General features: G+C 57.8%; 17 protein-coding genes, 1 tRNA gene and 2 pseudogenes. 10 read left to right on the top strand and 10 right to left on the bottom strand.

Annotated features, from left to right (window positions below; translation table 11 throughout):
* Positions 1-34: 34 nt before the first annotated feature.
* The 4 genes and pseudogenes from NK667_RS32630 to NK667_RS12635 form a co-directional block, all read left to right on the top strand.
* Positions 35-100 (top strand): annotated as a pseudogene (locus NK667_RS32630) (phage holin family protein); the annotation flags it as partial.
* Positions 99-344 (top strand): annotated as a pseudogene (locus NK667_RS32550) (RHS repeat-associated core domain-containing protein); the annotation flags it as partial. The pseudogenes NK667_RS32630 and NK667_RS32550, both read left to right, overlap by 2 nt.
* A gap of 598 nt (positions 345-942) precedes the next feature.
* Entirely contained in the window at positions 943-1692 is a 750-nt protein-coding gene (locus NK667_RS12640) for a substrate-binding periplasmic protein (RefSeq protein ID WP_054046548.1), read from the top strand.
* A gap of 458 nt (positions 1693-2150) precedes the next feature.
* Positions 2151-2447 (top strand): DUF7660 family protein, encoded by a 297-nt coding sequence (locus NK667_RS12635; protein WP_054616256.1) that lies wholly within the window; start codon positions 2151-2153, stop codon positions 2445-2447.
* A 98-nt stretch (positions 2448-2545) separates the two neighbouring features.
* On the opposite strand, the gene NK667_RS12630 is transcribed toward NK667_RS12635, so the two are convergent.
* Both NK667_RS12630 and NK667_RS12625 read right to left on the bottom strand, forming a co-directional pair.
* The gene (locus NK667_RS12630) at positions 2546-2755 is read right to left on the bottom strand and encodes a hypothetical protein (protein ID WP_054614947.1); all 210 of its coding nucleotides are present in this window, start codon (positions 2753-2755) and stop codon (positions 2546-2548) included.
* Positions 2756-3227: 472 nt separating this feature from the next.
* Positions 3228-3315 (bottom strand) — tRNA-Ser (locus NK667_RS12625).
* A 123-nt stretch (positions 3316-3438) separates the two neighbouring features.
* Between NK667_RS12625 and NK667_RS12620 the strand changes: the two genes are divergently transcribed.
* Complete coding sequence (locus NK667_RS12620; RefSeq protein WP_008081508.1) at positions 3439-4110, top strand: Bax inhibitor-1/YccA family protein; 672 nt, start codon at positions 3439-3441, stop codon at positions 4108-4110.
* Positions 4111-4172: 62 nt separating this feature from the next.
* On the opposite strand, the gene NK667_RS12615 is transcribed toward NK667_RS12620, so the two are convergent.
* The 3 genes from NK667_RS12615 to NK667_RS12605 form a co-directional block, all read right to left on the bottom strand.
* Positions 4173-4859 (bottom strand): hypothetical protein, encoded by a 687-nt coding sequence (locus tag NK667_RS12615; protein ID WP_054614946.1) that lies wholly within the window; start codon positions 4857-4859, stop codon positions 4173-4175.
* Positions 4860-4967: 108 nt separating this feature from the next.
* Positions 4968-5297, bottom strand: a complete 330-nt coding sequence (locus NK667_RS12610) for a YceK/YidQ family lipoprotein (protein ID WP_054046542.1) — start codon at positions 5295-5297, stop codon at positions 4968-4970.
* Positions 5298-5354: 57 nt separating this feature from the next.
* A complete protein-coding gene (locus NK667_RS12605) occupies positions 5355-5792 on the bottom strand; it encodes an Lrp/AsnC family transcriptional regulator (protein ID WP_054046539.1) in 438 nt (145 codons plus the stop codon).
* 134 nt (positions 5793-5926) lie between these two features.
* On the opposite strand from NK667_RS12605, the gene NK667_RS12600 reads away from it, so the two are divergent.
* Positions 5927-6820, top strand: a complete 894-nt coding sequence (locus NK667_RS12600; protein ID WP_054614945.1) for a DMT family transporter — start codon at positions 5927-5929, stop codon at positions 6818-6820.
* 3 nt (positions 6821-6823) lie between these two features.
* Here the strand turns inward: NK667_RS12600 and NK667_RS12595 are convergent, their stop codons facing one another.
* Together NK667_RS12595 and NK667_RS12590 are read right to left on the bottom strand one after the other, a co-directional pair.
* Complete coding sequence (locus NK667_RS12595) at positions 6824-7861, bottom strand: FUSC family protein (RefSeq protein WP_177331433.1); 1038 nt, start codon at positions 7859-7861, stop codon at positions 6824-6826.
* Between the two features lie 38 nt (positions 7862-7899).
* A complete protein-coding gene (locus NK667_RS12590) occupies positions 7900-9525 on the bottom strand; it encodes an NADP-dependent glyceraldehyde-3-phosphate dehydrogenase (protein WP_054046534.1) in 1626 nt (541 codons plus the stop codon).
* A gap of 385 nt (positions 9526-9910) precedes the next feature.
* On the opposite strand from NK667_RS12590, the gene NK667_RS12585 reads away from it, so the two are divergent.
* The 4 genes from NK667_RS12585 (at position 9911) to NK667_RS12570 (ending at position 14030) form a co-directional block, all read left to right on the top strand.
* Positions 9911-10273 (top strand): c-type cytochrome, encoded by a 363-nt coding sequence (locus tag NK667_RS12585; RefSeq protein WP_054614944.1) that lies wholly within the window; start codon positions 9911-9913, stop codon positions 10271-10273.
* 18 nt (positions 10274-10291) lie between these two features.
* Entirely contained in the window at positions 10292-11686 is a 1395-nt protein-coding gene (locus tag NK667_RS12580) for a D-arabinono-1,4-lactone oxidase (RefSeq protein ID WP_054614943.1), read from the top strand.
* 74 nt (positions 11687-11760) lie between these two features.
* Complete coding sequence (locus NK667_RS12575; RefSeq protein ID WP_161807674.1) at positions 11761-12969, top strand: DSD1 family PLP-dependent enzyme; 1209 nt, start codon at positions 11761-11763, stop codon at positions 12967-12969.
* A gap of 80 nt (positions 12970-13049) precedes the next feature.
* A complete protein-coding gene (locus tag NK667_RS12570; protein WP_054614941.1) occupies positions 13050-14030 on the top strand; it encodes a LysR family transcriptional regulator in 981 nt (326 codons plus the stop codon).
* Between the two features lie 260 nt (positions 14031-14290).
* Here NK667_RS12570 and NK667_RS12565 read toward each other — a convergent pair whose 3' ends face one another.
* The 3 genes from NK667_RS12565 to NK667_RS12555 form a co-directional block, all read right to left on the bottom strand.
* Positions 14291-14494: a short-chain dehydrogenase gene (locus NK667_RS12565; protein WP_236708586.1), complete on the bottom strand. Its 204-nt coding sequence runs from the start codon at positions 14492-14494 to the stop codon at positions 14291-14293.
* Entirely contained in the window at positions 14491-14775 is a 285-nt protein-coding gene (locus NK667_RS12560) for a DUF3077 domain-containing protein (RefSeq protein ID WP_054614940.1), read from the bottom strand. The genes NK667_RS12565 and NK667_RS12560 overlap by 4 nt, the downstream gene beginning before the upstream one ends.
* Before the next feature lie 397 nt (positions 14776-15172).
* Positions 15173-17515 carry a hypothetical protein gene (locus NK667_RS12555; RefSeq protein ID WP_254744616.1) on the bottom strand — a complete coding sequence of 781 codons (2343 nt, stop codon included), beginning with the start codon at positions 17513-17515 and terminating at the stop codon, positions 15173-15175.
* Positions 17516-17718 lie beyond the last annotated feature (203 nt).

Below are 17718 nucleotides of genomic sequence, written 5' to 3'. Positions count from 1 at the left end.
CAGCGCCGGGTCTTTTTGTTTAAGGGGCAGGGCAATGACGAACGAGCAACAGGCGCTGGCAGAGATGCCGATCTGGTTGGTGATTGCCTTGTCCTTGGTTGCGCGAACAACGATCCGCATCTGCGCTGCAACAAGGATTGACCAACCCGATTCGGTTTCAAGGGCAGTACCACGACTACGAAACGGGCCTGTACTACAACCGGCATAGGTACTACGACCCTGAAACCGGGCGCTTTGTCTCCAAAGATCCTATTGGATTTGCAGGTGGTATTAACCTTTACCAATTCGCCCCCAATCCGATTCAGTGGATTGACCCGCTTGGTTTGGCGAAAAAGCCTCCCTCAAAATTAGCGTTCAAGGATGGGGATGGGGCAAGTCCTCAAGATATCGCTGCGAGTAAAGCAGGTGGGGGGATCGGAAAGGCCAAAGCAGTTGCCGTAAAAAGCTGGTTAAGAAAAGTAAGCCAGTCGGAGTCTACAAATGCTGGCGGTGTGGCCATACCTCCACAAATCCTGATGACATGCACCTCGGCCACAAGAACGTCCCTACTTCAAAAGGAGGGAAGTGGTCACGGCAAATGCGACATTGCTCAGGAAGAAACGCAACATGGGTGACGGCAAGGACTGCTGCCCTCGAATGAAGCTACCCATTTGCCGTCATCGTGTCCACCGTCCACTTTTGGCCGATTGCTGCCCGTCAGGAACGGTAGAAATCGGCCAGAACCGGACGGTCACTTCGTGTCCCAACCGATATCGATAAGAGGCAATCCTCTAAACGCTCTTGAGAAACCTGCGCCATGCGTACTGGTTAGTATGTATCAATCGCCGTGGTGACGGTTTACGGGACTGCATCAGGCGTTTGACGTGTGTCAGGGTCTATACTAATTTCGCCCTTTTAATCAGATCCACCCTTGATCACCGCAGAGCCCACCAGGCAGAACCCGTGAAACATTCGCCACTTACTGCCGCGCTGCTCTGCCTATTACTTGGCACACCCGTCAGGGCCGAGCAGTATCAGGTCGTTACTGAAGAGTGGGCGCCGTACAACTACCAGGAGAACAATCAGCTCACCGGCATGGCCACGGAGATCGTTCGAGGCATAATGGCGCTGACCGGGGATGATTTTGAGGTGGTGCTGCTGCCCAGTATGCGAAGCGCCCGTGCATTGAAGACCCGGCCCAAGACCATCATGTATTCACTATTTCGCACGGCAGAGCGTGAACCGTTATACAAGTGGGTCGGACCGATCGTGGAAGAGTCCATTCACCCCTATCAGTTAGCCAATGCGCAGCAGCCGGTGAATTCCTTGGAGCAGCTACTGCACGCCCCAAAAATTACGACGAGACATGCCGGCCTGATACCCGAGACTCTGCAGTCGCGGGGCTTCAACAATCTCGAAAAAACTGCAACCGAGAGCCTGCAGCTCTATCGCATGCTGCTAGCCGGGCGCACCGATATCATCATAGGCGACACCGATGCGGGGGTGGCTTACTACAGCCGCCAGTTGAACATCGCCCGCGGCACGCTGCGGCAGATTCCCATCGAGCTCTATCGCTCATCGCTGTACATCGCCTTCAGCCGCGACTGTGACGACGAACTGGTAGCCTCCTGGGCCCACGCCCTGGAGCAACTGCGCCACTCGGGCGAACTGGAGCGCATCCAGGATCAATACAATCTACCCATCGAGCAATGAAAGCGCGGAACCAGCGCAAGCCCGCTTCGCACTTATCCAGCCTTGCTCTCACTCAACGCGGAGGATAAGCCATGAACATTTTTGCAACATACAGCCATCAGCCTTGGAACAAGGGAATGGCTTAACCCGGCCACGCCAAAGGAGCTTGCGGGGCAGGTGATGCTTCACCAAAGTGAGCAGTCAGAGGTGCTCGTGTGGTTCAGGTCGACACTGCCGTTGGGAACGCTCGGAACAACGGACCGGATCTGATCATTGCGAAGTAGCTTGGCCATAGTGGTACCCGCATGCTTGTCCAGCGCCCGCAGTTCCTAAGGACTGCTATCGGTCAAAAGCAGACGTTCATGAACGACGGCTTCCGACCCATAGTGGATACTCACAAATGGAGAGGCAACTGTCCGTCTCTCTGCATAGCAGCATCCCAGCTAGCATTCTCGCTAATGCCCGATACAAGGTTTCCTATGTCTATTGATTTTGATGAGTTATTAGGGCGCGTGAAAGATGAGCAATCCTTCATTGAGTTTATCGGGGCTCTTGGTTCTGATTTTGCCAGTGAGCGCGTATTGGAGGAAACGACGCCATCGTCTCCTTATGGGCCAGGCGCCTTGGGGTGGGAAAATGGCTCTATAGATACGTTTCTCGATGCAGCGGCTGCATGGGCGACCGACAGTACCAGGAGCTCTCCGCCGAGTGCTCCTGTTTCGAATGTTTGGCAGCGGTGTGCATCCATTTTGCTGGCTGGCAAATTTTATGAGTGAACGCTAGTTCTTCCTTGAAAGAAAATCGAGAGACTCATTCAGTCTGCTAATGGCCGGAAGTAGCCCCTGATCGAAGGTCTGCTTTTGGCCGAAAGCGGTTATTCCGGCGCCATGAGTACCGCGAGCGTCAGCTTGATGAATTCTTCATTCTTGTCGATGTCGTCCAGGGCGCTGCGCCCGTTGTCGGCGACATCGGCTGAACCGCGCGCTTCGACCCAATTTGTCAGCTCCAAGATGGCAGCTTCAAGGGCGAGTGGGTTTTCGTTGATCTTGTACAGCAGGGAAGGGAGCAGATCTGAGTGTGGCATCGCGAATCCTCAATATTGAGGTCAGCGTAGCAGCGAGGCTGGCCTGCGGCCATGACGCCGGCCAGCTTGGTCGCATGGCTTACTTACCTTTGGCCGGCGCGTTACCCCGTCCTCCTCCTGAAGGTTTGCCAGTGGTGCTTGGAAGATTTGCTACCGGTGGTGCCTTTGATCCACCGGATTTTCCGGCTGGAGCGGAACCACTTTTACCGCCGTTAGATTTTGACATGACCATCTCCTTGGCTATGCAGGATTGTGTTTCCAACTAACACGATAGACGTTTTTTGAGGGTGATTATTGTGATCGGCAGGACGCCGTAGGCGGCGCTTTAATTAAATGATTACGGGAGATGTCTGATGGGGAGTTGCGGAAATAGCCTAAAAGATGCGGAAACGACCGCGTCGATGGCGGGCGAAATCCCCAAACCCCAGAAACGAAAAAGCCCTGACTAATCAGGGCTCTAACGTATTCAAGATGGCGGAGGCGATGGGATTCGAACTCATGGACCTGTTACAGTCGACGGTTTTCAAGACCGTTGCCTTAAACCACTCGGCCACACCTCCGTTTGCGTTGCGGGCGCCATAATACCTGAATGAAACACACTGTCAAACTCTCTGCATGGCTTGTTACAGAGCGTCTGTTATGATCTTTGCGACTGAACGTTTCAAACCAACAGGAGTGTCGCCATGCGCGAACAGGATTACGCAGTTAATAACAGCGTGCAGGCTGAGCAGCTAGAGGTTAGCCGCGTCCTGCGCAATACGTACGGCTTGCTCGCCCTCACGCTCGCATTCAGCGGTGTGATGGCGTTCGTTGCTCAGCAGATGCGTGTCGGTTATCCGAACATTTTCGTGGTGCTGATCGGCTTCTATGGCCTTTTCTTCCTGACCAACAAACTCCGTGACTCGGCGTGGGGCCTGGTATCTGCCTTTGCCCTGACCGGTTTCATGGGTTTCTTGCTCGGCCCGATTCTCAACCGTTACCTGGGCATGCAGGGCGGCGCTGAAGTGGTCAGCTCCGCTTTCGCGATGACTGCGCTGGTGTTTGGTGGTCTGTCGGCCTATGTGCTGATCACCCGCAAGGACATGAGCTTCCTGGGTGGTTTCATCACTGCCGGGTTCTTCGTGTTGCTGGGCGCGACGCTGGCGAGCTTCTTTTTCCAGATCAGCGGTCTGCAACTGGCGATCAGCGCAGGTTTCGTGCTGTTTTCCTCGGTCTGCATTCTGTTCCAGACCAGCGCCATCATTCACGGCGGCGAGCGTAACTACATCATGGCGACCATCAGCCTGTATGTATCGATCTACAACCTGTTCATCAGCTTGTTGCAGATCTTCGGCATCATGAGCCGTGATGATTAATCGCTAGTCATGAGTAATAAAAAAACCCGCTTCGGCGGGTTTTTTTATGATCGCCTCTTTGACTACCGGGTAGGTATGCTTGATTTCAGAGGTTGGGGTTTTTCAGCGATGCCCGCGGCGCTGACTTTCAGCCTCAATGTCAGACCTTGTAACTGCCTCATTTTTAACATGCCCAGCCGCCAGCCCTTTCGCTCCTGCCTATTGGCATCCAGGCCATGACATTCAAGTTTTCGTTCAGAGTGATTCATGGCGTCCGCGTCTTCCCAATGGCAGCGTACTTCGAGCAATTGCTCGTCAAGCCTAGTCGCTAGCTGTTCGTCTTCCTTAAGGAATGTTTCGACCTCCAGCCCAACGGTGGAGGTGTCAAACGTATTGCGCCCGGTCTGTGAGCGATCCCGGATCGAGAAATCAAAACTGTAGAGCACCAGCGTGCAATCGCCGACTCTTTTGCCTAGCTCGACCTCGAATTCAGAAGTGTGGGGCGTAGGGTACAGCTGACTGTAAAACGTCGCTTTGTCAGGATTGGGCTCTCCGTCGTAATCGTCGGGCAAGATGCAGACACTGGTGAACAGCGGACGATAGGAGGCGGTCACGTCCACAGCATACTGTGCGGGAACCTCGGTCTTGAGTGTCACGTGATTGGAAAGCATCGCGCAGCCTGTTACTTGCAGAATCAAACTTCCCAGTAGCAAGTTGCGGACGGAACGAGGTACGGCGCTGGAACAGAGGTGCCGTAGTAGGGGGCGCATAAATACTTCCTTGTAATTTTGCCGGGCGGCAATGGGGTGCGCACTCTAACGGCGTATGGAGAGTGGTGAAAGCGTAAAACCTACTGCTGTCAGAAAAAGGGGCGCTACTTACTCCGCCACGAAAATGCTGCCATCGGCATTCTGGCGGTAGATGGTATAGGGCAGGAGCAAGGTATCGAGGGCTCCTGACATGACTACATCGATTAATACCCAGGCAGGGTCGTTGGTGTAGGTCTGCGGATCGCGCCCTTGCTCCAGTGGCGCATTCAAGCTGCAAAAATCGTAGGTCACGCCGCTGTAAATCCGGGGAACTGCGCCGCAGTAACTTTTTTGATCCTTGAGACTCTTGGCAGCCACTTCGTCGCCGCGCATCACAGTTTGAACGGTGCCGCATCCCGTCAGCATCAGCGCCGCCAACAGCATTACCTGAGTTTTCATACCGCCATTCCTTAGCTGTAAAATTATCAATCTACGCCGATCCGGGCAAAACAACACTCACGCCATCGGCGGTAATCGGCGCTTGACCGGAGTTTTCTTGACGATCGCGGTGTTGGTTTCAGCGTGTGTGTTAAGGCGGTCGAGCAGGGTGTCCAGCTGTTCCATCGAGCGCACATGCAGGCGCGCAATAAAGCAGTCATCGCCAGTGACCTTGTCGCACTCGGTGAACTCGGGGATTGCCTGGATCTGCCGCTCGACTTCCTGCAATTGCCCGGGCAACGGGCGAATGCGCACGATTGCCTGCAGTTGATAGCCGAAGCATTTTGGATCAATTTCGACGGTGTAGCCCTTGAGCACGCCGCGCTCCTCTAGACGACGCAGGCGCTCGGCAACGCTGGGCGATGACAAGCCGCTGATTTGCGCCAAAGCCTTGAGCGAGCGCCGTGAGTCTTCCATCAATGCGCTGATCAGGACTTGATCGATGTCGTCGGTCATGGCGAAACCTCAATTAGGCGATTGAACAAAACGGCCTCGATAAAAAAGGCAGAAACCGAGTTTAACCTGATTTTTGCGCTGGAGAAGGCCCCCACCTGATTGTCATAATTTGGCCTCAAACACAGGAGGTTGAAATGGACAAAACACTACGTCGCGGCTCATTCGAAATGACCGCCGCCATGCTCATTTCCGGGACGATCGGCTGGTTCGTGCTGGTTTCCGGGCAGCCGGTGCTGGACGTGGTGTTCTGGCGCTGCGTGTTCGGCGCCGGCACCTTGTTGCTGATCTGCGCCGCATTCGGCTTCCTGCGCCCAGGCCTTCTGACCCGCACCACGTTCCTGCTGGCAGTGCTCAGCGGCGCGGCGATTGTCTGCAACTGGGTGTTGCTGTTTGCGTCTTACTCCCGTGCTTCGATTGCCATCGGCACGGCGGTCTACAACGTTCAACCGTTCATGCTGGTCGGTCTGGCCGCGCTGTTTCTCGGGGAGAAAATCACCCTGCAGAAGCTGTTCTGGCTGGGTGTTTCGTTCCTCGGGATGCTGGCGATTGTCAGTGCCCATGGCGAGCAGGGCGCCGGTGGCAATGATTACCTGATGGGAATCGGCCTGGCGCTAGGCGCGGCGTTGCTCTACGCGATTGCCGCGTTGATCATCAAACGCCTGACCGGCACGCCGCCGCATTTGATCGCGTTGATTCAGGTTTGCACCGGCATATTGTTGCTCGCACCTTTTGCGCATTTTTCGGCATTGCCCCAAGCGCCGAGTGCTTGGGCGAGTCTAGTAACGCTGGGCATCGTTCACACCGGTTTGATGTACGTGCTGCTCTACGGCGCCATCCAGAAACTGCCGACGGCATTGACCGGTGCGCTGTCGTTTATCTACCCGATTGCGGCGATCTTCGTTGACTGGTTCGCGTTCGGCCATCGCTTGGAACCGCTGCAATGGCTCGGTGTGGCGGCGATCCTGCTGGCCGCCGCCGGTATGCAACAAGGTTGGGGCCTGAAGCAGCGTCGAGTGGCCACGCCGTAAGCCTCAGAGGTTCCAGCGCGGCGCAGTCTTGGCCAGGCGCTGGCGCATGTCGCCGATGTTGGCGGCCAGTTGCCGGGTCAATAAGCGGTAGCCGTCCAGCGGACTGTAGACCGGCGCGTCAAGGCTGGCGTCCGGCAACTCCGCCGGCCGGTTGAGCCGCTGGGACGCGCCGGATTTCAAGGCCCGAGCCATGCCGATCAGTTGCACGCGAATCTGTCGGTGCTCGGCCTTCAACGCTATTTGCAGATGGGCCATGGCAGCCGGATCACTGGCATCCGGCCGCGTATTGCCGAGGATTTCCAGGGTGCTGATGCACATGCGCAGATTGCGTTGAATGGCATCCAGTTCGGTCATGGAGATCCGCACTTCCTTGGACACCGACGGCATCAGCGAGCGCAGTTGCACCATTACCGCGTTCAAGCGGCCCATGAGTTTCAAGTGTTCGTCATCGGTGACCGGTTGGCCATTGATGATGCGTCCGTAGATCGTCGCGCAATCGCGCAAGGCATCGGCCAGGTTGTAGCGCCAAGAGAACACCGCGTACAACGGCAGGGCGAAGGAAAACGCCAGGGCCAGGGCGATGCCGATCAGAATATCGACCCCGCGCCATAACCCGTCACTGACTGGATTATCGCCATGCCCGGCGACGATAAACACGGTAATCGCCGACAGCAGCGCCGTGTAGCCGCCCTTGCCGATGGCGTGATACGAGAAAAACCCGCACACCACCGACATCGCAAAATAGGTCAGCCAAGGCATACCAAGCCAGGCCTCTTGTGCCACCAGCAGCAAGCCGACCCCGGCACCGATCAAGGTGCCGATCGCCCGCTCGGCGGCTTTTTTGCCGATGTTGCCGTGGTGCTGCAAACCGCCAATCACCACCAGCATGGTCACCGACGCCCACTCGCCGTGGGGCAGGTGGATGCCGGTGGTCAGCAGGATCGTCGCCAGCAGCCCCAGCGACACCCGCACCGCGTGGATCACCCGGGCATTGCGATAACGCCGATACGGGTCCAGTAACGGGCGTAGCAATCGGCGCATCAGCGGTGGCAGGCGATAAGCTCTCAGATCGGTTCTCCTCAGAAAATGTAATCAGTGGTCAGGAAGCTCGAATCCCGTCCGCGAATGATCTCGCTGATGAGTGCTTTGTTGCTGTCCTGGAACTTGGTCGCCACCAGTGTGCGGATCGAAAAAACCCGCAATGCGTCATGTACCGACAAGGTGCCTTCGGCAGAGTTCTTGCGACCGTTGAACGGGAAGGTGTCCGGGCCGCGCTGGCACTGGGCGTTGATGTTGATGCGCCCGACCTGGTTGGCGAAGGTGTCGACCAGCCGGCCAACCGCCACCGGGTTGGTGCCGAAGATACTCAGTTGCTGGCCGAAGTCCGATTCCAGGACGTAATCGATCACCGTGTCCAGATGCCGGTACGGCACGATTGGCACCACGGGACCGAACTGTTCTTCCTGATAGACGCGCATCTGCGGGTTCACCGGGTACAGCACCGCCGGGTAGAAGAACGACGCGCGCGCTTCGCCGCCATTGGGATTGACCACGGTCGCGCCTTTACTCACCGCGTCGGCGACCAGCGAATGCAGGTAATCGACTTTGCTCGCTTCCGGCAACGGCGTCAGGGCCACGCCGCTGTCCCACGGCATGCCGGGTTTGAGGGTGGCGAGTTTGGCGTTGAATTTCTCGATGAACGACTCGACCACGTCTTCGTGGACGAAGAGGATTTTCAGCGCGGTGCAGCGCTGGCCATTGAACGACAGCGAGCCGGTAAGCGCTTCGCTGACGGCGTTGTCCAGATCCACTTCGGGCAACACGATGCCGGGGTTTTTCGCATCCAGGCCGAGGGCGGCACGCAAACGGTGTGGTTTTGGGTGGAGTTTCTTCAGGTCGCTGGCGGCTTTGTTGGTGCCGATAAACGCGAAGATATCGATCTTGCCGCTGGCCATCAGCGCGCTGACGGTTTCCCGGCCACTGCCGTAGATCACGTTGATCACGCCGGTCGGGAAGCTGTCACGGAAGGCTTCCAGCAACGGGCGAATCAGCAGCACGCCAAGTTTGGCCGGTTTGAACACCACGGTGTTGCCCATGATCAGCGCCGGAATCAGCGTGGTGAAGGTTTCGTTCAGCGGATAGTTGTAAGGCCCCATGCACAAGGCGACGCCCAGCGGTACGCGGCGGATCTGGCCGAGGGTGTCCTGCTCCAGCTCGAAACGGCTGGAGCGGCGGTCAAGTTCCTTGAGCGCGTTGATGGTGTCGACGATGTAATCGCAGGTGCGGTCGAACTCTTTTTCCGAGTCCTTGAGGTTCTTGCCGATTTCCCACATCAGCAGCTTCACCACGGCTTCACGCTGCTGGCGCATGCGCCCGAGGAACGCTTCGACGTGTTGAATGCGTTCAGCCACGCGCATGGTCGGCCACAGGCCCTGGCCACGGTCGTAGGCACGCACGGCGGCGTCGAGGGCGGTCAGCGCGGTTTCGGCATCCAGCAAGGGCGTGCTGCCGAGGATCACTTGTTCGTCGCCATTCTCGCCGGTCAGGTACACCGGGCTGCGAACCTGGGCGAGCGGGCCGTCCCAGGTGCGCAATTGACCATCGACCAGGTATTCGCGCTGCTCGGTCTGGCCGTCGAGGCGGTATTTTTCCGGGATGTCGCTGCTGTCGGGAAACAGATTGCCAAGGATGTGTGCTGTGGTCATGTCGCTACCCCGTCTGGATTCGGTAAGGCGTTGATGAATCGTTTTAGCAGACCTGGGCCTCGCTTGTCATGACCCATCGCAGGTGAGCGTCGCTTATTCAAGATAGACGCTGCTGGCATTAATCGACACCGGCCCTTTGTGGGAGCGGGCTTGCTCGCGAAGGCGGTGTGTCATTCAACACTGATGCTGGCTGACCCACCGCCTTCGCGAGCAAGTCGAATCGTCGCACCGCCGCTCCCACAGGTTTTTTCGGTGGCCTCAGAAGCCCCCCTTAATGTCCCGCAATGCCCTCAACCCCGCGACGTGCCTGGCTTAACGTGGCCTCTCCTTGATCACAATAACAATGTGCCCCCGGCTGGCCGGAGCACCCAACGAGAGGATGGCTATGCCGACAAACAGGTACGCGGCGTTTCTGATCGTCGCCACGTTGCTCAGCGGCTGCGGCGAAGAAGCCAAGCCCACGGCCACCCGCAACGAAGCGGCCAATTCAGCACCCAGCGACGCCGCACTGGCCCAGGTCTACGCCAACAGCTGCCAGCTCTGCCACGCCAATCCTGCCGCCGGCGCACCACTGACCGGCGATAAAAAAGCCTGGGAACCGCGCGTTCAGCAGGGCGCCGACACGCTGCTCGATCACGCGATCAACGGCTACAACGGCATGCCGCCGATGGGGCTGTGCATGCAGTGTTCGGAGGAAGAATTCCTCGCGTTGATTTCGTTTATGTCCGGTCAGTCCATCCAACAATAAGAACGGCAGGTGCACTTCATGACAATGGACCTGACTCGACGTCAGTTACTGCAACGGGCGAGCATCATCGGCGCCTTCACCGCCCTCGGCTCAAGCCCGGCGCTGGCCGAGCTGCTGCGCGCACCACGGTTGATTCCATGGCGCAACTGGTCGGGTGGCCAGAGTTGCCTGCCGGCGGCGCGGTTGGCGCCGAAAAATCTGGATGAGCTCACCCAGGTCATCCGCCAGGCCCCCGGCAAAGTAAGACCGGTCGGCTCGGCGCATTCCTTCAGCGCCCTGGTGCCCACCGACGGCACGTTGTTGTCCCTGAGCTACTTCACCGGATTGCTCGACCACGACCCCAACACGTTGCAGGCCGAATTCGCCGCCGGCACGCCGATGTCACGCATGGGCACGCCGCTGAAAGACATAGGCCAAGCCCTGCAAAACATGGCCGACATCGACTACCAGACCCTCGCCGGGGCGATCTCCACCTCGACCCACGGCACCGGCAAAACCTTTCAATCCTATTCCGCCCACGTCTGCGGCTTGCAACTGGTGACCGCCAGCGGCGAGGTGTTGGACTGTGACAGCAACCGTCATCCCGAAGTCTTCAGCGCGGCGCGGGTTTCCCTCGGCACCTTGGGCGTGGCGACTAAAATCCGCCTGCAAAACCGCCCGGCCTATCGCCTGCGAGAACGCCAGTGGATCGCCAAGACCGAAGAACTGCTGGAAGACCTCGACAAGAACACCCGGGAAAACCAGCACTGGGAAATGCTTGTGGTGACCCATTCCGACTACGCGCTGTCGATCGCCCTCAACGAAACCAACGACCCGGCCACGCCGCCGATCCCGCCGGAGGAAGAGGGCGGCAACGAGTTCGTGACCCTGATCGAGAAGATCGACAAGTACGGCAGCGATTTCCCCGACCTGCGCCGCACACTGCTCAACAACCTGCGCCACCTCGCCAGTTTCGATGACCGGGTCGGCGACTCGTTCGACATCTACGCCAACGTGCGCACCGTGCGCTTCAACGAGATGGAATATTCGGTGCCGGCAGAACTTGGCCCGGCCTGCCTGCGGGAAATCCTCAAGCTGATTCAGGACAAGGACCTGCGCACCTGGTTTCCCATCGAGTACCGCTACGTGAAAGCTGACGACATTCCCCTGAGCATGTTCGAAGGCCGCGACAGTTGCTCGATCTCGGTCCACCAGCATTACCAGATGGACCATCACAACTTCTTCGCCGCCGTTGAGCCGATTTTCTGGAAGTACAACGGGCGGCCGCACTGGGGCAAGTTGCATACCTTGAATGCTAAAAACCTGCAGCCACTGTACCCGCGCTGGCGGGAATTCGTTGAGGTGCGTCAGGCGCTGGACCCCAGCGGCAAGTTTCTCAACGCACATCTGGCGTCGATTCTGGGGGTGAACTGATGGCCGTGAATCGTCGCAATTTCCTGCTCGGGAGTTTGGGGGTTGGCGCTTTACTGGTGGGGGTTGGCGCTTGGTTGCGACCGGGGGATCGGGGCGGTCCCTACAGCGATTATTTTCGAGCGCTGAACCGCGAACTCAAGGACCACGGCCCGATGCGCCCGGTGATGCTGATTGATCTGGATCGCCTCGATCACAACATCGATGTGGTGACGCAATCGGTCCAGCGTGGCGGCAAGCACCTGCGTCTGGTGGAGAAATCCCTGCCGGCGCCGGGGCTGCTGACGTATATCGCCCAGCGCGCCGGGACGAAGCGCCTGATGTCGTTTCACCAACCGTTTCTCAACCATGACGCCGTGCAGTTTCCCGACGCGGATATCCTGCTGGGCAAACCGCTGCCGGTGCGTTCGGCGCAGTTGTTTTATGAAACGCACAAAGGGCCGTTCGACCCGGCGAAGCAGTTGCAGTGGTTGCTCGACACCCCCGAGCGGCTCCAGCAATACCTGGCACTCGCGAAAGGCTTGGGTACGCGATTGCGGGTGAATATTGAACTGGACGTTGGCCTGCACCGTGGCGGTGTCAGCGATGTGGGCGTTCTTGGGCAGATGTTGTCGCTGATCAGCGCCAACCCGCAAAACCTGGAGTTCGCGGGGTTCATGGGTTACGACCCGTTCGTCGGCATGGGTGTGCCGGGGATCCTGGGTTCGCCCGAAGAACTGTTCGGCAAAGTCATGGTGATCTACAACCGTTGCGTCGATTTCACCCGTCAGCAATATCCCGGTCTGTGGCGTGAAGGGTTGACGCTCAACACCGCCGGCAGCCCCAGTTATCGCATGCACGAACAGGAACGCCTGAGCACCGAGGTGTCGGTGGGCACGGCGATGCTCAAGCCGACGCACTACGACTTACCGTCGCTGCTGGACCACGTGCCGGCGGCGTACATCGCCACGCCGGTGTTGAAAAGCACTGGAACGGTGAATATTCCGGCGCTGGATGGCAAGTCGAAGCTGTTTTCGTGGTGGGACGCCAATCAGCGCGAGACGTTTTTCATCTATGGCGGCAACTGGATGGCCGAGTTCGAATCGCCGCAGGGTTTGCAGAGCAATGGGGTGTACGGGCGCAGCTCCAATCAGGAGATGGTGAACGGCTCCAGCGCCGTGGGGTTGGCGGTGGAAGACCAAGTGTTCCTGCGTCCTACCCAGACCGAGTCGGTGTTGTTGCAGTTCGGTGATTTGCTAGCGGTGCGGGGCGGCAGGATTGTCGACGTGTGGCCGGTTTATTCCTGAGCCTGAAACACAAGTGCAGCAATGTTCCGTTAACAATCAGCAGAGGAAGCTCGACGAACAAGCACGACAGGGAGTCATCGATGGCATTTGCAGAACCCGCAGGAGCTCAGAACACGAGCGATTACCGCTACCCCGAGGCGAAATCCGAATCCTGGCTGGCGCTGGCAGCCGGGATCGAGGCCGAGGTGGCGCAGTACTTCATGGTCAGCGCCCGGTGCGGCTGTTTCATGCAGGCGGCGCGCAGCCTCAACGTCAGGACGACGTTGTTGCGCAAACAACTGGCGAAACTGGAAGCGCAGTTGCAGCGCACCCTGTTCAATTTCCAGGGCAGCAATCTGAGCCTCAGCCGTGAAGGGTTGCAACTGCATGCGCAACTGATCGCGTTGGCTCACGAACGCACTTTGCCGCTGGTCGAACAGCCGCTGGTTCGGCTGGCGGTGGCCGAGTCGATCCTGCATGACATCCTCGGTCGCGACCTGATCGCGCTGCTGCGGCGCAATGCCAGCGTGCGCCTGGAGATCATCTCGCTGGACAGCGAACTCGCCTTGCAAGCCGTCAGCGCCGATGTGGTGCTGTGGTTGGGGACCGGCGACACACCGTTGCCCGGACCGACGTTCGCCACCGATGAGCCACAACGCCTGGCGCAACTGGACTATTTTCCGCACATCGCCAAACGCTATTCACGGGTCACGTCCCGCCCGGAAAGCCTCGATGAACTGGCGGATTTCATGCTGGTGCACTGGCAGCACGACCGCCAGATCGACAGCTTCGGGCCCTGGAATCGCCTGGTGGAACAACGCCTGGCCGGGGTCGTGCAGTTGCAGTCCTACGAACTGATGCTGGAAATGACTCGGTGCAGCGCCTGCATCGGCCTGTTGCCTGGCTATATCAGCCGCTTCGACCGCGCGCTGATTGCCCTGCCGGGGTTGTTCAGCGAGCCAATGCAGCGCCAGGCGTGGCTGGCGGTGAATGCCCATTCCCGGCAGCAAACCGAAGTGCAGGAACTCGCCGAACTGATCCGCCACACCTTCCATGAGCGTCGGGACTGGTTCGAAAGCTGACGCCAATCCCCTGTGGGATCGGGCTTGCTCGTGAAGGCGTCGTGTCAGCCACTTTCAACGTTGAAGGTTAAACCGCCTTCGCGGGCAAGCCTTGCTCCTACAGTCGATCATCATCGAACACACATTCCGCGTTCACCACAGATCCCCTGTAGGAGCGAAGCTTGCTCGCGAAGAGGCCCTGCCAATCAACTCAGTCAGCCGGCTCCTGTTACACCCGCGCCCGAATCTGCCGCCCCAACACATCCATCACATCACACCCATCACGCCGCCGCATGTGCCAATTGCTGCACATCCGCACCCTTGGCCTGGGAGATATCCAGACTGGCCAGACTCTCCATCATCTGCGTCCCCGCCAGAAACCGCGCCGAGGCATTGCTGTGCAACACGTCCAATGGCGCTTGCGTGGCCACCACCAGCGCCGGGATATCGCGCTCGTTGTGGGTCATCGGCACATGCGCATTCATGCCTCACCTCCCGCTTGCGCCGCATGCATGCCGTCGATGGAGGCCTGCAACAATGAACTTGCGGTGCCGAGCATCTGTTTGCTCGCCCAGCGTAACGTCGCGATGTGCTCCGGGCGGGTGGCGTGAGGGGCTTGATGGGCGAGGGCTTCGGCGCAACTGAGGTAGACCGAGGCGTGCTCCAGCGCGTCGAGCAGCGGGATGCCGGGTTGGACGGCGAAGAGGTGATGGTCGATGTGATCGCAGGGGGCGAAGGGGGTGGATTTTGTGGTTGCGTCTGTCATTGGTTTAACTCTTGAGATAAGTAGGAGTTACCACTTCCTCGCCGTCAAACGAATGGTGGCAACTGTGCGCAGGTTGACGGACCGGTCTCAAGTACCCGGCGCACCCGAAGGTGCCCCACGCACAGTCACCATAGGACTTTGCTGCGGACGAAGTTGTTCGCGTGCGAAGTTAAGGAAACCATACGTCTTGAGATGCAGCCCGAGCCGTCAAACCCGATCACGAATGAGTCGTGACAGGCGCGAGGATAGGGAGTGAGGGCAGGGCAGTCAACCGCCTAATAAACCGAAATATCCGCTCTGCCTGTAGGCCTTTTTTCTGATCCGACAACACCTATTTGGGCGAGTGAGTTTCCCCCGTTGGGCCGCTTTGCAAATAATTGTTCTCCCTAAATTGCTCTTAAGTTTTGAAGGAGAAGTAGTCGAAAAATGTAAAACCACCATCTGATTCGAATTCGATTTTATGAACACCTTTTATTGATATATCAAACTTCTGCATTTGTGTGTAGGGAGGAGTCCCGGCATTTAGTATTTTGTGATCCAAGTAGTTTCCGTTAATGTCAAAAAAATTAACTGTTGTAAAGGCTTCGACCCAGTCTTGCTGTGCCATGTACCAGAAGCTTATATTGGAGCAGGTAAATTTAAGTTCCATTCTCATTCTCGGCTTGGTATTTAAGCTAGGCTTTGGTTCGGACTCTAGGTAATTAAAGGCTGTATCGCTTTGCATGATTAGTATGTTTCCGGATATCTGTCCAGGTATGACTGGGAAATTGTATTTGTGATCGGTAATGTGTACGAATGCATCTCCCGGAATAGAAAAGTTAGTGATTTTCATTGTTGTTATTTCAATGCTTTGATTCGGAAGAAGCTCTACTAAAGGTGCCTCGTCAAAGTTCTCGTCTATAGTTTTTGGCTTGTGTTTAAGTGTGTAGATATGCATTGGAAAAAAAACAGCATCATCCTTGGATGCTCCCCCTTGGAACGAAACACTCGTCGGAATTGTTACGTTGCTTTCGTCCGCCAACCCCTCCAACCAACTACGCGGCAAAACTTTCCCTCGAAGACCTCCCGCTATCTCAGTAGGTGTCACAAGGTGCGCATTCAATACCGGATGTTTATTGCTACCACTTTCTGCATCCATCCAAGTAGGTTGTCTTTCTTTAATCCCGATCCACTTGTCCACATCAATAGTCGCATCCCCCTCAAACGTACTCAGGTCCAGCACCAACCCCTGCGCCTGATTAATCACCGGCGTCGGCAACCGCGTATCGCCATCCGCAATCTTCATCACCTGCAACCGCAGCGCTTCAGACCGCCCAATCTCCACCCCATTACGCGAGTAAATCCAAAGTACCGACAACGCCTCCCCATGCCGCTGCACCAAATACTCAGGGCTCAACGTAAAGTTCGCCCGCTTGTTCGCGTTAAGTGGCACTTCCGGAAACGGCACTGCCCCCGACGGCGGATTGACTTCGACCAATTGCGCCGTGTCTCCAGTCAAGGCGGGAAGATGCTCGACCCGCACCGTCACACCATCCGGATACGCCAGCGCGTCAATCGGGCTGGTAGCCCCCACCAGAAACGGCGGTCTCAACTCGACGGCGCCTTCACCAATAACCCGTGCAATCGCAGTGCGTGAGGTGGCTATCACCACATTGTTGCGAACCAACTCATACCGGGCGCGCACCACGCTGTTGGGCAACACCTTGGCGTTATCCACCATTAGTTTGTAGGTGAAGGGCACACGGGTAACGTCGGCGGTGATCAGTTGATCCGCCACCGGACCGGTGGGCGGTGTGGCGGTGTAGGCCACGCGAATACCATCGTTGACCTGCCACACCGGTGCAAAGGTATGCACCGATACCGTCAGGTCTTTTGTCCCGAGTTTGATCAGGTCAATGGTCGCCGGGTCATCGCTCGGGTCATCCGGGTCTTCGGCCAGGTCCGGGGCCACGAGTTGGCGTCCGGCCAAATCCACATCCACCACCTGTGACGCCGACCACGGCGCATCGGGATCAGGACCATTCCCACACTGGTCGGTGACGGTGTAGGAAATGTTGAATTGGGGGTGATCGCCGCCTGCGGCCAGGTCCGCGCGCGTCACGGTAAAGCACACCTTCACCGGCGTGGCCGAACCCGGCAGTGGTGCCTCCAGCGGGGTGACGGTGTGGTAGACATCATGCCCGTTGAGGTTCAGGCGAATCCGATCGTAGGCGCGGCAAAACGGGTAGGAAACGCAGACCGGCACACCGGCCACCGGGAAGTCCGGGCCGACGTCGTTCTTGATCTCATCCGGCAGCAACAACTCCAGCTCGGAGTGGCCATCGTTTTCACCTGGGCCGGGAGCGCGGTCCTGATTGCCGGGGCGGACGAGGTTATAGAGCAACTCCAGCAGCGGCTCCGAGGTACCTCGGTTCTGGCTGCCGCGCACCACGGAGTAGGAGAGCTTATGGAGGGTGTCCTGCTTCAACATATTCTTGGGGATGTAGAGCGCGACGGTGTCGGAGTCGGACTGCGTCTGCCTGCTGTCGATGCCGTTGTACTCGTCCAGGTTGAGGAACACCGTGTCGCCCGCTTCCTGATCCGGATAAGGATTGACCTCCACTTTGGCGCCCATTGGCTCCAGGTCATAAATGCGCTTTGGCACGCCGTAATGAGCACCGATGACCGGTGTGGTGGCGCCGGGCATTCTGGGTGGATAGAGGACCAGGACGGTGTCATCGGAAGAGGGAGTGGTTGGCATGATGTGGACTCCTTGCGCAATCAGAGAAGGGCTGGAGTGATCAAACCTCGGCTGGAGGGGGTTGGCTACTGTCAGAAATTACAGGTAAGGGGAGGTTTTGGACGAGTGGTCAGTGGCTCTCAAAACTGATTTTTAAACACACCACAGATCCTTTGTGGGAGCAGGCCCTCTCCCACATTTGGATCTCGCCACGCAGGTAGATC

Source organism: Pseudomonas nunensis, assembly GCF_024296925.1.
Classification (GTDB): Bacteria; Pseudomonadota; Gammaproteobacteria; order Pseudomonadales; family Pseudomonadaceae; genus Aquipseudomonas; species Aquipseudomonas nunensis.
This window is presented reverse-complemented; position numbering and strand designations above follow the sequence as displayed.

Bases quoted from the DNA above. Each gene is read 5' to 3' on its own strand.
- NK667_RS12635 (WP_054616256.1), top strand. From the start codon at position 2,151: ATGTCTATTGATTTTGATGAGTTATTAGGGCGCGTGAAAGATGAGCAA.
- NK667_RS12555 (WP_254744616.1), bottom strand. From the start codon at position 17,515: ATGCCAACCACTCCCTCTTCCGATGACACCGTCCTGGTCCTCTATCCA.
- NK667_RS12615 (WP_054614946.1), bottom strand. From the start codon at position 4,859: ATGCGCCCCCTACTACGGCACCTCTGTTCCAGCGCCGTACCTCGTTCC.
- NK667_RS12605 (WP_054046539.1), bottom strand. From the start codon at position 5,792: ATGACCGACGACATCGATCAAGTCCTGATCAGCGCATTGATGGAAGAC.
- NK667_RS12600 (WP_054614945.1), top strand. From the start codon at position 5,927: ATGGACAAAACACTACGTCGCGGCTCATTCGAAATGACCGCCGCCATG.
- NK667_RS12560 (WP_054614940.1), bottom strand. From the start codon at position 14,775: ATGACAGACGCAACCACAAAATCCACCCCCTTCGCCCCCTGCGATCAC.
- NK667_RS12590 (WP_054046534.1), bottom strand. From the start codon at position 9,525: ATGACCACAGCACACATCCTTGGCAATCTGTTTCCCGACAGCAGCGAC.
- NK667_RS12630 (WP_054614947.1), bottom strand. From the start codon at position 2,755: ATGCCACACTCAGATCTGCTCCCTTCCCTGCTGTACAAGATCAACGAA.
- NK667_RS12585 (WP_054614944.1), top strand. From the start codon at position 9,911: ATGCCGACAAACAGGTACGCGGCGTTTCTGATCGTCGCCACGTTGCTC.
- NK667_RS12565 (WP_236708586.1), bottom strand. From the start codon at position 14,494: ATGAATGCGCATGTGCCGATGACCCACAACGAGCGCGATATCCCGGCG.
- NK667_RS12610 (WP_054046542.1), bottom strand. From the start codon at position 5,297: ATGAAAACTCAGGTAATGCTGTTGGCGGCGCTGATGCTGACGGGATGC.
- NK667_RS12620 (WP_008081508.1), top strand. From the start codon at position 3,439: ATGCGCGAACAGGATTACGCAGTTAATAACAGCGTGCAGGCTGAGCAG.
- NK667_RS12580 (WP_054614943.1), top strand. From the start codon at position 10,292: ATGACAATGGACCTGACTCGACGTCAGTTACTGCAACGGGCGAGCATC.
- NK667_RS12570 (WP_054614941.1), top strand. From the start codon at position 13,050: ATGGCATTTGCAGAACCCGCAGGAGCTCAGAACACGAGCGATTACCGC.
- NK667_RS12595 (WP_177331433.1), bottom strand. From the start codon at position 7,861: ATGCGCCGATTGCTACGCCCGTTACTGGACCCGTATCGGCGTTATCGC.